12 protein-coding genes are annotated in these 13,450 nt (G+C 63.5%); 3 read left to right on the forward strand and 9 right to left on the reverse strand.

From position 1 onward, the window contains the following. Nucleotides 1–4 precede the first annotated feature (4 nt). From rsmG to KFF05_17830, 5 genes are all read right to left on the reverse strand, one after another. A complete protein-coding gene (gene rsmG, locus KFF05_17810; protein UTW53781.1) occupies nt 5–649 on the reverse strand; it encodes a 16S rRNA (guanine(527)-N(7))-methyltransferase RsmG in 645 nt (214 codons plus the stop codon). Nucleotides 650–734: 85 nt separating this feature from the next. After that, nucleotides 735–2,621: a tRNA uridine-5-carboxymethylaminomethyl(34) synthesis enzyme MnmG gene (gene mnmG, locus KFF05_17815; protein ID UTW51720.1), complete on the reverse strand. Its 1,887-nt coding sequence runs from the start codon at nt 2,619–2,621 to the stop codon at nt 735–737. Nucleotides 2,622–3,024: 403 nt separating this feature from the next. Then, on the reverse strand, nt 3,025–4,380 hold the full coding sequence (gene mnmE / locus KFF05_17820) for a tRNA uridine-5-carboxymethylaminomethyl(34) synthesis GTPase MnmE (GenBank protein UTW51721.1): 1,356 nt from the start codon (nt 4,378–4,380) through the stop codon (nt 3,025–3,027). Nucleotides 4,381–4,411: 31 nt separating this feature from the next. Continuing rightward, the gene (locus tag KFF05_17825; protein UTW51722.1) at nt 4,412–4,783 is read right to left on the reverse strand and encodes a (2Fe-2S) ferredoxin domain-containing protein; all 372 of its coding nucleotides are present in this window, start codon (nt 4,781–4,783) and stop codon (nt 4,412–4,414) included. Then, a complete protein-coding gene (locus tag KFF05_17830; GenBank protein ID UTW51723.1) occupies nt 4,780–5,058 on the reverse strand; it encodes a hypothetical protein in 279 nt (92 codons plus the stop codon). The genes KFF05_17825 and KFF05_17830 overlap by 4 nt, the downstream gene beginning before the upstream one ends. A 152-nt stretch (nt 5,059–5,210) precedes the next feature. Between KFF05_17830 and KFF05_17835 the strand changes: the two genes are divergently transcribed. From KFF05_17835 to KFF05_17845, 3 genes are all read left to right on the forward strand, one after another. Further along, nucleotides 5,211–7,253 (forward strand): thioredoxin domain-containing protein, encoded by a 2,043-nt coding sequence (locus KFF05_17835; protein ID UTW51724.1) that lies wholly within the window; start codon nt 5,211–5,213, stop codon nt 7,251–7,253. Continuing rightward, nucleotides 7,250–7,711: a methylated-DNA--[protein]-cysteine S-methyltransferase gene (locus tag KFF05_17840; GenBank protein ID UTW51725.1), complete on the forward strand. Its 462-nt coding sequence runs from the start codon at nt 7,250–7,252 to the stop codon at nt 7,709–7,711. Before KFF05_17835 ends, KFF05_17840 begins: the two co-directional genes overlap by 4 nt. 123 nt (nt 7,712–7,834) lie before the next feature. After that, complete coding sequence (locus tag KFF05_17845; protein UTW51726.1) at nt 7,835–8,809, forward strand: quinone oxidoreductase; 975 nt, start codon at nt 7,835–7,837, stop codon at nt 8,807–8,809. A 78-nt stretch (nt 8,810–8,887) separates the two neighbouring features. Here the strand turns inward: KFF05_17845 and rho are convergent, their stop codons facing one another. From rho to KFF05_17865, 4 genes are all read right to left on the reverse strand, one after another. Then, the gene (gene rho / locus KFF05_17850) at nt 8,888–10,144 is read right to left on the reverse strand and encodes a transcription termination factor Rho (GenBank protein UTW51727.1); all 1,257 of its coding nucleotides are present in this window, start codon (nt 10,142–10,144) and stop codon (nt 8,888–8,890) included. Between the two features lie 336 nt (nt 10,145–10,480). After that, nucleotides 10,481–10,927 (reverse strand): protoporphyrinogen oxidase HemJ, encoded by a 447-nt coding sequence (gene hemJ, locus KFF05_17855; protein ID UTW51728.1) that lies wholly within the window; start codon nt 10,925–10,927, stop codon nt 10,481–10,483. Between the two features lie 12 nt (nt 10,928–10,939). Next, nucleotides 10,940–11,989, reverse strand: coding sequence for a ferrochelatase (gene hemH / locus KFF05_17860; protein ID UTW51729.1), 1,050 nt, complete (start codon nt 11,987–11,989; stop codon nt 10,940–10,942). Between the two features lie 5 nt (nt 11,990–11,994). After that, complete coding sequence (locus KFF05_17865) at nt 11,995–13,026, reverse strand: uroporphyrinogen decarboxylase (protein ID UTW51730.1); 1,032 nt, start codon at nt 13,024–13,026, stop codon at nt 11,995–11,997. Nucleotides 13,027–13,450: the final 424 nt, after the last annotated feature.

Here is a 13,450-nt window from a genome sequence, read left to right on the forward strand (position 1 = left end):
GGGATCAGCCATGGCGTCGTTCAAGGTCCTTGATCAGGAGAATAACGCCCTCGGAATCACTCGCGCTGGGCATTTTCGTTGCGCGCATCTTCCAGGCTTTTTCCGATTCGGTCAATTCCGCATCACCGGTCTTTCCTTTTAAAAACAAAAGTTTTCCACCGGTTTTCAACAGGTTGTTCGACATTTCCAACAATTTGGGCAAAGGTGCCAGGGCCCGCGCGGTGATGACGTCATAACCTTCCGCCCCGGTTTCCGCCATTTCCTCGATACGCCGGTTCTCGATCCGTGCATGGATGCCCATCAGTCGGTTAGCCTCGCGCAAGAACGCCGCCTTGCGGCTGTCGCTTTCGACCAGGTCGAGACAACCGCCCTCCCCCGCGCCAATGTCCAGCGCCGCCAGCACCAGGCCCGGCAGGCCCGCCCCCGATCCCAGATCGCAAATCCGCAAGGGTTCCGCCGAAATCAAGGACGCCAACTGGCCGCAATCGAGGATATGCCGGTGCCAGATATCCGCCACCGTGGCCGGGCCGATCAGGTTGATGCGGCGCTGCCATTTGACCAAGGCCGCAACATAGGTCTCAAGACGCGCCCGGCGTCCGGCCCCGTCGGCGCCGTCGAGACCGAGGATGCGGGCGACGTCCTCGGGCATTTGGGACGCGGGGTCGGGGCTCGATTGTTTCACGTGAAACAGTCTCTGTTCGGTTGGGGCCTATTCGGCCGATCGGATGGTTTGGTCAGGCGCTGAGACGGGCGTCCCGGCGTTTTACATGGGCAAGCAGGATGGTCAGGGCTGCCGGAGTCACGCCGGGCAGACGCGCCGCCGCCCCCAGGGTTGCCGGGCGGGCCTGCTTGAGCTTCTCACGGACCTCGTTGGACAGGCCGGAGATGGCATCATAATCCAGGGCGCCCGGCAGGGTCAGGCCCTCATCGCGACGGAAAGCACGGATGTCGGCGTCCTGGCGCATCAAGTACTGGCTGTAGCCCGCCTCGATGGTCAACTGGTCGAGGATTTCCGGGCGAAGTTCGGCAACCTCCGGCCAATGGGCCGCAATGGTCTCCGCCGTTACCCCCGGATAGGACAAAAGCGTCCAGGCGCTGCGCCGGGCGCCGTCCTGGTTGACCGCGAAACCGGCCTTGGCCAGCGTATTGGGGCTGGCCTCCAGGCGCTCCAGCATTCGGCGGCCCAGGGTCAAGGCCGTCTGCTTGCGGGCGAAGGCGCGCGCCCGGCCAGCATCCACGCAACCGATGCCCATGCCGAGCGGGGTCAGCCGCTGATCCGCATTGTCGGCCCGCAACTTCAGGCGGTATTCGGCACGCGAGGTGAACATCCGGTAGGGCTCACGGGTGCCGAGAGTCACCAGATCATCGATCATCACGCCGATATAAGCATCGGCGCGGTCGAGCACGAAATCCCGGACGGGCCCTGCCCCGCCGCCGGCCCCCGCGCGGATCGCCGCGTTGATCCCGGCGATCAGGCCCTGGGCCCCCGCCTCTTCATATCCGGTGGTCCCGTTGATCTGACCGGCCAGGAACAGGCCCGGCACCCGATGGGTTTCCAGGGTCGGCGTCAACTGCCGCGGATCGACGAAATCATACTCGATGGCATAACCCGGGCGGATCATTTCGGCCTTTTCCAGGCCCGGGATGGTTTTCAGCATTGCGAGCTGCACGTCTTTCGGCAGCGAGGTCGAAATGCCGTTCGGGTAGACCGTGGGATCATCCAGGCCCTCGGGCTCGAGGAAAATCTGATGGCGTTCGCGATCGGCAAAGCGCACGACCTTGTCCTCGATGGACGGGCAATAGCGGGGGCCTTTGCTTTCGATCTGTCCCGAATACATGGGCGACCGGTGGATGTTGTCACGGATCAGGGCATGGGTCGCCGGGGTCGTTTCGGTGATGCCGCAGGCGATCTGCGGCGTGGTGATGGCCTCCGTCAGATAGGAAAAGGGCACCGGTGGCGTATCGCCCAACTGTTTGTCCAAACCCGCCCAGTCAATGGTGCGCCCGTCCAAGCGGGCCGGCGTGCCGGTCTTGAGGCGGCCAAGGTCGAAGCCCAGACGCCGGAAGGTATAGCTGAGGCCGATCGCCGGCTTGTCCCCCACCCGCCCGGCGGGAATGCGTGTTTCACCGATGTGGATCAGACCGCGCAGAAAGGTGCCCGTGGTGATGATCACGGCGGCGGCGGCGAATTCCCGCCCGTCCTCGGCCCGCACCCCGGTCAAGTCGCCGTCGGCGCCGAACATCAAGTCGTCGGCCCCGGCCTCGATAATCGTCAGATTCTCGGTTTCCGCCAGGATGTCCTGCACGGCCAGGCGGTACAGTTTACGGTCGGCCTGGGCCCGGGGGCCCCAGACCGCCGGGCCCTTAGACTTGTTGAGCATACGGAACTGAATGCCGCCCCGGTCGATGGCGCGGCCCATGACGCCGTCAAGGGCATCGATCTCGCGCACCAGCTGGCCCTTGGCCAGCCCCCCGATCGCCGGATTGCAGGACATTTCCCCGATGGTCGCGGCCTTATGAGTCAGCAGCAGCGTCGCGGCCCCCTGGCGCGCCGACGCCGCGGCCGCCTCGGTTCCGGCGTGCCCACCGCCCACCACAATGACATCGAAAGTCCGGTCCATGGACCGCCTGCCTGACCTGTTCCGGGAAATCCCACTTCCGCCCCGCCCATGGCGCGGAAACACAGGCCGGAATGTAGGAACCCCGCTGATCCAAGTCAAATACCTTCGCGGGACGCCTAAACGGGGCGCAGCGATGCCTTGACGCCCCGCCCAAGAACCATTTCACCGGCGAAGACCGGCTTACAGGCACTCAAACAAACCCTCGGAGAGCGGAATGTTTCACGTGAAACATTCTGTCTGGGTTGGGGCCTCAGGTGGGCAAACGAGATGCCAAACACGGGAGTCCAGCGAAATAGGAAATTCAATTAATGCATTTTGAAAATATCAAGTCAGCTTCATGGTATAGCTGTGTGATCAATTCACGCAATATATAGTGGGTAATAAGTTAGATATCTTAAGTTGATCATTTACCGATACAGAAGTCGGCGAAGATCACATCGAGCAAATCCTCCACATCAACCCGCCCTGTGATCCGGCCGATCGCCCGCGCGGCAAGCCGCAGGTCCTCGGCCACCAGCTCCGGCCCCCGCGCCGACCAACCGTCCAGGGCTTGGGCCAGGGCAGTCCCCGCTTCTTCCAAGGCATGGCGGTGACGCGCCCGCGTCGGGCCCGGCGAAGACCCCGTTCCGGCCACGGCAAGGCTCCGGACTGCCTCCGTCAAGCGGGCGATGAAGTCGTCCACCCCCGCCCCGGTGCGGGCCGAGAGGACGACCACGGGCGCCCCATCCAGATCCCCCGCATCACCGACCGGCGCCAGATCCGCCTTGTTGACCAGGACCAATGCCCGGCCGTCCGCCGCCAGGGCGCGCAGATCATCCGGTACGTTCGGCCAGTCGGCGCGGTCGAGAACGATCAGTTTAAGGTCCGCCCTGTCGGCCCGCGCCGCCGCCCGGCGCACACCCTCACGCTCGACCGCGTCCGTGCTGTCACGCAGGCCCGCCGTATCGGCAACGATGACCGGCACCCCGCCGAGGTCGAGATGCACCTCGATCACGTCCCGGGTCGTACCCGCGGTTTCCGACACAATGGCCGCGTCCCGCCCGGCCAGCAGGTTCAGCAAGGTCGATTTGCCCGCGTTGGGCCGGCCGAGCAGGGCCAGATGCACCCCGGCGCGGAGCCGCTCCCCCCCCCGTCCATCGTCGAGATGGGCCGCAATCTCGCCCGCCAGCACCACCAGGGCATCCCGGGCGGCGCGGTCGATGTCTTCCGGCAGGTCCTCATCGGCGAAATCGATCCCGGCCTCGACATGCGCGATGGCGGCGATCAGCCGTGTCCGCCAGCCTTCGTAGATCTGTCCAAGCGCCCCCGCCGCCTGATCCAGGGCCTGGCGCCGCTGTTCCGAGGTTTCCGCCGCGACCAGGTCGGCGATGGCTTCCGCCTGGGTCAGGTCCAGCCGACCGTTGAGGAAGGCGCGGCGTGTGAACTCCCCGGCCTCCGCCGGGCGCAGGCCCGGTATGCGGCCAAGCACCGACAACACCCCCTCAACCACAGCCGGCCCCCCATGCAGGTGGAACTCCACGACATCTTCCCCGGTAAAGCTCCCGGGGCCGGGAAAGCTTAGGACCAGAGCCTGGTCGAGGGTTTCGCCGCTGTCCGGATCGTGAAGATCGCGCAGGGATGCCATGCGGGGCGCGGGCATATGCCTGCCCGGCGTCAGCGCCGCCAGGGTGTCTCCCGCCCCGGGACCGGACAGGCGAACGACCGCGACGCCCGCCCGGGCGCCGCCGCTTGCCAATGCAAAAATGGTATGGTCGCTCACCGGCCCCCCTCGGCTGCTCGGCCGGGGTCCCCTACTTGGCTTTTTCCGGATCGTCCCCGGGGCGCAGCATCAAATCCGGCACCCGGCCGCCGTCCCGCACATGGGCCTCCAAAACTCGATCCACGTCTTCCCGCGTGGCGCAGCGGTACCACACACCCTCGGGATAAATCACCAGGGTCGGGCCCAGTTCGCAACGATCGAGACAGCCCGCCGAATTCACCCGCACCCCCTTGATGCCCAACTCCTTGGCGCGCGCTTTCATGTAATCGCGCAGCTTCACCGATCCCTTTGCGGCGCAGCTTCCCCGGGGATGGCCTTCCGGGCGTTCATTGGTGCAGAAGAAAACATGGCGGTCGTAGAACAGAGGCGGATCTCCTACCTCATCGTGTTGGGCGTCGCTCACTTGGTATCGTCCTTCTTGGTGGTCTTGGCCTGGCCCTCGTCTCCGGACATGGCCGACATCTGATTCCAGAACATCTTCTGAAGCTGTTCGAACCCCTGGACCCCGGCGGGGAACCAGGTATTGAACATGGTTTCCGGATCTAGCGCGGACAGGTTCGCCTTCATCCGCTCCTCCAGGTCCTTCATCAAGGCATCCTGCATGGGCTTCACGTCGGGCAGGCCGAGGAACTTGCGGGCCTCTTCCGGGGTGCAGTCGATGTTCACGGTAATCTTCATGGGTCTCGCCTCTTCCTCGCCCGCGGGCCGCCCGGAGGCGATCCTTTGCAATGGCGAATAACAGCTTGTATGCAGGACACGGCACCCCAACCTAGCCAGGAGACGCGCCCGTGGCAATCGGCCATCAAACGCGCGGCCAAAGCGGAGCATTCATGAGCGACAACCTACTCGGCAAAGAGACCAGCCCCTACCTCCTGCAGCACAAGGACAACCCGGTGCATTGGCGGCCCTGGGGTCCGGAAGCCCTGGCCGAAGCCCGCGACGGCAATAAGCCGATCCTGTTGTCCGTGGGTTACGCCGCCTGCCACTGGTGCCATGTCATGGCCCACGAAAGCTTCGAGAACCCGGCCATCGCCAAGGTCATGAACCGCCACTTCGTGAACATCAAGGTCGACCGCGAAGAACGCCCCGACCTGGACAACATCTACCAGAGCGCGCTTGCCATGATGGGCGAGCACGGCGGCTGGCCGCTGACCATGTTCCTGACCCCGGACCTGGAGCCGTTCTGGGGCGGCACCTATTTCCCGCCGGAACCGCGGTATGGCCGTCCCGGGTTCCCGCAGGTTCTGGAAAGCCTGGCCGCCACCTACCGGGACGAGCCCGCCAAGATCGCCGACAACGCAAAGCGCATGCGCGATGCCTTGTCCTCCCTCGCCAGGCCAAAGGGCGGCGGGACCATGACCCTGGCCGCGCTTGACGACGTCGCCCTGCAGATGCTGCGTTTCGTCGACCCCGTCAACGGCGGCACCCATGGCGCGCCCAAGTTTCCCCAGCCCAATTTCTTCCAGGCCCTATGGCGGGCCTTTATCCGCACCCGCGGCCCGATGTACCGCGAGGCCGTGACCGCGACCCTGGCCAACATCTGTCAGGGCGGGATCTATGATCACCTGGGCGGCGGCTTCGCCCGCTATTCCGTGGATGCGGAATGGCTGGTCCCGCATTTCGAGAAGATGCTCTACGATAATGCCCTTTTGGTCGAGCTGATGTCAGAGGTCTGGCCCTTGCTCGACCCCGGCCCCAAGGCCGATCTGTTCCGCCTGCGCACGGCAGAAACCATTGACTGGATGCTGGCCGACATGCGCTCCGCCGATGATCCCGCCGCCCCCTTCGCCTTTGTTTCCGCCTACGACGCGGATTCGGAAGGGGTCGAAGGCAAATACTATGTCTGGACCGAGGCCGAGATCGACGCCCTTCTGGGTCACGACGCGGCGACATTCAAACAAGCCTATGACGTTACCTCCGGAGGAAACTGGGAAGGCAACACCATCCTCAACCGTTCCGCCGATGCCGATTTCGGAAACCCGGAACGGGAAGCCATGCTGGAAAGATGCCGCACGATCCTGCTGCCCGAGCGGTCAAAGCGCGTGCCGCCCATGCGCGACGACAAGGTATTGGTTGATTGGAACGGCCTGGCCGTCGCCTCCTTGACCAAGGCCGCCGCCGTGTTCGGCCGACCCGATTGGCTGGCCACGGCCGCAGGGGTCTTCGCCTTCATCCGGGAAAACCTCATGGACGGCGACCGCCTGTTCCATACCTGGTGCGCCGACAAGGCCGCCCATCCAGGCGTACTGGAAGATTACGCCAATTTGGCCCGCGCGGCCCTGGCCCTGCATCAAGCCACCGGCGACACAACCTACCTAGCCCATGCGAAATCCCTGACCGCCGTGCTCGACCTGCACTTCTGGGATGCGGACAACGGCGGCTACTTCATGGCCGCCGACGACACGGCGGACCTCCTGACCCGATCCAAGCCCGTCCACGACAACGCCGTGCCCTGCGGCAACGGCACCATGGTCGAGGTCCTGGCCCGCCTGTATCACCTGACGGGCGACCCCGCCTATCGTGACCGCGCCGACGCCCTGATCACCGCCCTCGCCCCGGAAGAGGTCAACAACCTCGCCCATCAAACCACCTTCCAGACCGGGTTCGAGATTCTCGAGAACGCCGTGCAGGTCACCGTCGCCGGATCTGGGGACGCCGCGTCCACCCTCGCCACCGCCGCCCTAGCCTCGGGCCACCCGCGCCTGGTGCTGCTGCGCACGGTTGACGGTACTGACCTGCCGTCCGGCCATCCCGCCGCCGGTAAAGGGCCGGTCGACGGCACCGCCGCCGCCTATCTTTGCAAGGGTGCGACCTGTTCCCTGCCGATGACCGATCCAGGGGCCCTGTCCCAGGCCCTCGCCACCAAGACATGAGCGATTTCTACACCTCCATGAACTCCCCGGTCGGGCCCTTGACCCTGTTCGAGGACCAGGGGGCGCTCACGGCTCTTGAATGGGGCCGCGCCCCGGCATCCCGCTCGACCCCCTTGCTGAACGAAGCGACGCGTCAGCTGACGGCCTATTTCGACGGCAGCCTCAAGGATTTCGATCTGCCCCTCGCCCCCGTCGGCGGGACGGCGTTTCAACACCGCGTATGGCAGGCCATGCTGGACATCCCCTATGGCCGGACCGAAACCTACGGCGAGATGGCCGACCGCATCGGCGGCGTGGCCCGGGCGGTCGGTGGCGCCTGCGGCGCAAATCCCCTGCCCATCCTAATTCCCTGCCATCGGGTCACCGGCGCCGGCGGGCGCATGACCGGCTATTCCGCCGGGGAAGGCGTCGAGACCAAACGCGCCTTATTGCAGCTTGAAGGGGCGACCCTGATTTAGCGCCGACAAATCCCGTCAACGGGCTTGCACCGGACCCCGCCCGTAACCAAGATACCGCCACATACCGAAAAAACACCCAGGGCGACCAACCGCCCGGGACCACCATCAAGGAGGAGTTTTCCCATGACCAAGGCCATCCGCATTCATGAAACCGGCGGCCCCGAAGTCCTCAAATACGAGGACGTGGACGTCGGCGATCCCGGTAAGGGCGAGATCCGCATCCGCCAGACCGCCTGCGGCCTCAACTTCATCGACATCTACCTGCGCACGGGCCTGTACCCGCTCGACAACTTCCCGGAAATCATCGGGATGGAAGCCGCCGGCGTGGTCGAATCCGTGGGCGAAGGCGTGACCGACAAGAAGGTCGGTGACCGCGTCGCCTATCCGATGCTGAAGGGCGGCTATACCCAGGCGCGCAACATTCCCTCCTGGAAGGCCGTGCACCTGCCCGACGCGATCGACGACCAGACCGCCGCCGCGATGATGCTGAAAGGCATGACCGCTCATTACCTGCTGCATCGCACCTATCCGGTGAAACCGGGCGACGCCGTCCTGGTTTATGCCGCCGCCGGCGGGGTCGGCCAGATCCTCTGCCAATGGGGCAAGGCGCTGGGCGCCACCGTGATCGGCTGCGTCGGATCCGAAGAAAAGGCCGAAATCGCCAAGGCCGCGGGCGCTGCCCATACCATCAACTATTCGACCGAGAACATCGCCGAGAAGGCCAAGGAATACACCGGCGGCGAAGGCGTCGCCGCGGCCTATGACAGTATCGGCAAGGCGACCTTCATGGCCTCGCTCGATTCCCTGCGCCCGTTCGGCGTGCTGGCGACCTACGGCAATGCGTCCGGTCCGGTCGATCCGATCAGCCCGGCCATCCTCGGGCCCAAGGGATCGCTCTACCTGACCCGCCCGACGCTCGCGACCCATACCCGCAACCCGGAAGTCCTGGCCGAAGGGGCCAATGCCCTGTTCGACGCCGTGACCTCCGGCAAGGTCAAGATCAACATCAACCAGACCTATCCGCTGGCCGACGTGGCCAAGGCGCATACGGACCTGGAAGCCCGCAAGACCACGGGCTCGAGCGTGCTGATCCCCTGATCGGGCTCACCGCCTGAAAACAGAAACGCCGGCGAGGGAAACCCCGCCGGCGTTTTTGATTCGATCTATTGGCCGGGATCAGCTGTTCATGGAATCGAAGAAGTCGCTGTTGACCTTGGATTCCTTCAGCTTGCCCAGCAGGAACTCCATGGCGTCCGTGACGCCCATGGGCATGAGAATCCGGCGCAGCACCCACATCTTCGCCAGGGTGCCCTTTTCGACCAGCAGTTCTTCCTTGCGCGTACCCGACTTGGTGATGTCGATGGTCGGCCACACGCGCTTGTCGGACAGCTTGCGGTCAAGGATGATTTCCGAGTTACCGGTGCCCTTGAATTCTTCGAAGATGACTTCGTCCATGCGCGAGCCGGTGTCGATCAGCGCGGTCGAGATGATGGTCAGCGACCCGCCTTCCTCGATATTCCGCGCGGCGCCAAAGAAACGCTTGGGTCGCTGCAGGGCGTTGGCGTCGACACCGCCGGTCAAAACCTTGCCCGACGACGGCACCACCGTGTTGTAGGCACGGGCCAGGCGGGTGATGGAATCCAGCAGGATGACCACGTCCTTCTTGTGCTCGACCAGACGCTTGGCCTTTTCCAGCACCATTTCCGTAACCTGGACGTGGCGGGTCGCCGGCTCGTCGAAGGTCGAGGAAATCACCTCGCCCTTCACCGAACGGTCCATGTCCGTGACTTCCTCCGGCCGCTCGTCGATCAGCAGCACGATCAGGTAGCACTCGGGATGATTCTCGGCGATGGAATGGGCGATGTTCTGCAGCATCACCGTCTTACCGGTGCGCGGCGGCGCCACGATCAGGGCGCGCTGACCCTTGCCGATCGGGCAGATCAGGTCGAGAACGCGGGACGTCGGGTCCTTGTGCTCGGGATTTTCGATTTCCATGATCAGCCGCTCGTCCGGATACAGCGGCGTCAGGTTGTCGAAGTTGATGCGATGGCGGACCGCCTGCGGATCGGTAAAGTTGATCTGATTAACCTTCAGCAGGGCGAAATAGCGCTCGCCATCCTTAGGTGCGCGGATCTCACCTTCCACCGTGTCACCCGTGCGCAGGCCGAAGCGGCGCACCTGGCTGGGCGATACGTAGATATCGTCCGGGCCCGGAAGATAGTTCGCTTCCGGAGAGCGCAGAAAGCCGAAGCCGTCCTGCAGCACCTCAAGGACCCCGTCGCCGTAAATCGCGACATCGTTGTCCGCAAGCTGCTTCAGGATGGCGAACATCATGTCCTGTTTGCGCAGCGAGCTGGCGTTTTCGATCTCCAACTCTTCGGCATAGGCAAGAAGGTCGGCGGGCGATTTCTGCTTCAGTTCCTTGAGATTCATGTGAGGCCTGATTGATGTGTGGGGGGAAACCGGAAGGAATTAAGGGCCGGAAAAGGCGTCGGTCGGACGATCCGTCTTGGCCGCGGCGATGCGCGGGTCTGCTGGACGGCCTCTCCGCCCCTGCTGGGCCGGTTGAAACCGTTGCGAGACATCGGACGCGCCCGGGCCGGGTTGGTCGATGGAAAAAGGATTGGGCGGGACCTTTGGTAGACCAGGCCCGAAAGAGGCGGGATGCCGTCCGCGTCGGCACATGGGATGATTAACGAATGCGGAAAATCAAGTCAATTGAACTTTTTGTGCCAAAGGCTTCACATCTGCTGCCAACGCAGCAACAACCTAACCCGGCTGCACGATCACCATGATGACGATGATGACCATCAGCACCGCCGGCACCTCGTTCATGAAGCGATAGAACCGTCCTGAATGCTGGTTCTTGTCCTCGGCGAAAGCACGCCGCCATTTGCCGCAGTACACATGCATCACCATCATCACCAGAATGCACCCGGCCTTTACGGGAAACCAGACCGTCTGCCAGATCGCCACCCCCGACGCCGCCATCAGGATCAGGCCAAACACCACGGACGCCATCATTGCCGGGTTCATGATCCCTCGCATCAGACGGCGTTCCATGATCTTGAAGGTTTCCGACTTGTCGGACCCGACTTCGGCATCGACGTGATAGACGTACAGCCGCGGCAGGTACAGCAACCCGGCCATCCACGCAATCACGCTCATCACATGCAGAGCCTTGATCCAGGCGTAAGCGGCGGCACTCAGTTCCATGATCCGTTCTCGCTACGCCACGCAGGGACAGGCGGACCATTCGCCGGGACAGATCCGCGCCCCCGACGGATGACAGGTCCGGCCCCCCGGGCCTGAAGCAGTCTCAACGATTTCCGCCAAGGCCGCGATAAAGCTCTGTGCCGTGCCAACGGTCCGCACCCGGTGATAGGCCGGCACGCCCGCATGATCCGCGACTTCCCTGTACTCGATATCGAGTTCGACCAAAGTTTCCGAATGTTCCGACACGAAAGCGATGGGCACCACGACCAGCGGCACCTTGTCCGCCCCCGCGCGCTTGATTTCGTCCTCCGTCGCCGGGCCGATCCATTCCAGAGGGCCGACCTGACTTTGGTAACAGACGATCGGATCGAAGCCATCAATCCCCCGTGCGCGAAGGTTATCCATCACCGCCGCTGCCGTCTGCTCGACCTGCCATTGATAGGGATCCCCCTTGGCAATGACCTTCTTCGGCAGGCCGTGGGCGGAAAACAGAACGCGCGGCATCCCGGTTTCCTTAGCCGCCGTAATCCCTTCGGCGACCAGATCGGCCTGGGCCGCGATGAACCCTGCCGCCGTGGGGTAACAGCAGGCTGCCCGCGCCGGGCCCGTCACCCCGGCCGCCTTCGCTGCTTGGCGCCAATCCTTCAAGGAGGATCCCGAGGTCGTCGTCGAATACTGCGGATAAAGCGGCAGTTCGATTACCTCATCTGGGCCGAACGCAGCCACCGCCTTGGCCGTCTCCGCACTCATCGGATGCCAATAGCGCATGCAGATGAAAACTTTTGTCTCCGGCTTGCCCGGCCCGTTCAACACACCCTCAAGCGCCCGCGCCTGCGCCTGAGTTTCCTCAAGCAACGGTGATTTGCCACCGATGTTTGCGTAAATCTCCCGCGCGATCGGGGCGCGACGGCGGCTGATCATCTTGGCGATGAACCAACGAAACGGATTGGGCAGGGAAATGATCGCGGGGTCGATGAACAAATTGAACAGGAACGGCTCGACCGCGTCCGGCCCGTTCGGCCCGCCCAGGTTGAACAACACAACCGCGCGTTTTCCCGCCATGACCCCTATCCCTCAGCCTTGCCGCGCAGCACGTCCAGCACCCGGCCGACATGTTCCGGCGGCGTCGGGGGCAAAATACCATGCCCCAGATTGAACACGAAGGGATGACCCTGCATGTCGCCGACGATGCGTTCGACCGCCCGGTCCATCTCCTCCCCGCCGGTGACCAGCAGCTGGTTGTCCAGATTTCCCTGAAGAACGAAATTCCCGGCAACGTTCTTGCGCGCCCAGGAAAGCGGGATCTGGCTGTCCACGGACATCCCGTCAACCCCCGTTTCGGCGGCATAGGTCGCCACCATGGGCCCCGCCCCCCGGGGAAAGCCGATGATCGGCACCGTCGGGTGGGCTTCCTTGATGCGCGCAACGATGCGCGCTGTCGGTTCGATGATCCAACGTTTGAACAAGGTTTCGTCGGCAATGCCGGACCAGCTGTCGAACAACTGCAAGACCTCGGCCCCGGCCTCGATCTGGCGGCACAAATAGGCGACCAGAGCCTCCTCCAGAACCGTCATCAAGGCTTGAAAATCGTCCGGCTGCCCATAGGCCATGCGCTTCAGCTTGCCGCCGTCGACACCGCCCCGCCCCTCGATCATGTAGAACGCCAGGGTCCAGGGGGCGCCGGCAAAGCCGATCAACGCCGTCTCGTCCGGCAGTTCTCGGCGCAATCGGGTCAGGGTTTCGAACACTGGCGCCAGGTGGTCAAGCACACCACCCGTCTTCAGGGCCGAAATTCCCGCCCGGTCAGTGATGGGATCCAGCAACGGGCCGACCCCTTCCTCGAACCGCACGTTCTGACCCAAGGCATCCGGGATCACCAGGATGTCGGAAAACATGATCGCCGCGTCGAAGCCATAACGCCGGATCGGCTGCAATGTCGCTTCCACGGTCAGATCCGGTGAATAACAGAAGCTCAGGAAGTTCGGCGCGGTTTTGCGCAGGTCTCGATATTCCGAGAGATAGCGCCCGGCCTGGCGCATGAACCAGACCGGCGGCCGGGCCGGGATGATACCGTGAAAGGGTTCAAGAAAAGCACGCAAGGGATCGGGTCTCCGACAGTTCGTTCATGGGCCCTCAAGACCCGTCCGGCACCATAGACGGGTGCCCCCCCTATTCAAATAAACAAGTATTTATAAAGATTATTGATGTTGTAGTAGGGGGGTGGAATGACGGGGATCAAATCCGTCAACAGGTTATCCCGATTCCATAACGCAGAGATCGTTTCACCCCCGCAAAGCTGTGTACAGTCATCGGCGAGGTTTTAGCAGTCGATTGAATCACGGACATTTTCTGGTCCTGCGAGAAACGGGAAAAGCCGGGATGAAATCGGATCGATATCTAAGTTGTTACCGCTCCCTCGATGGCTGAATTGTGTTTTACAGCCGCATTTTGCCTGTGTATCCATAAACGGTCAGCGCGTGGGAAACGGGGCTTTGTGAAAACGTCCCAGTTGTCCACAGTCCA

It is taken from the genome of bacterium SCSIO 12827, assembly GCA_024397995.1.
Lineage (GTDB): Bacteria > Pseudomonadota > Alphaproteobacteria > Rhodospirillales > Casp-alpha2 > UBA1479.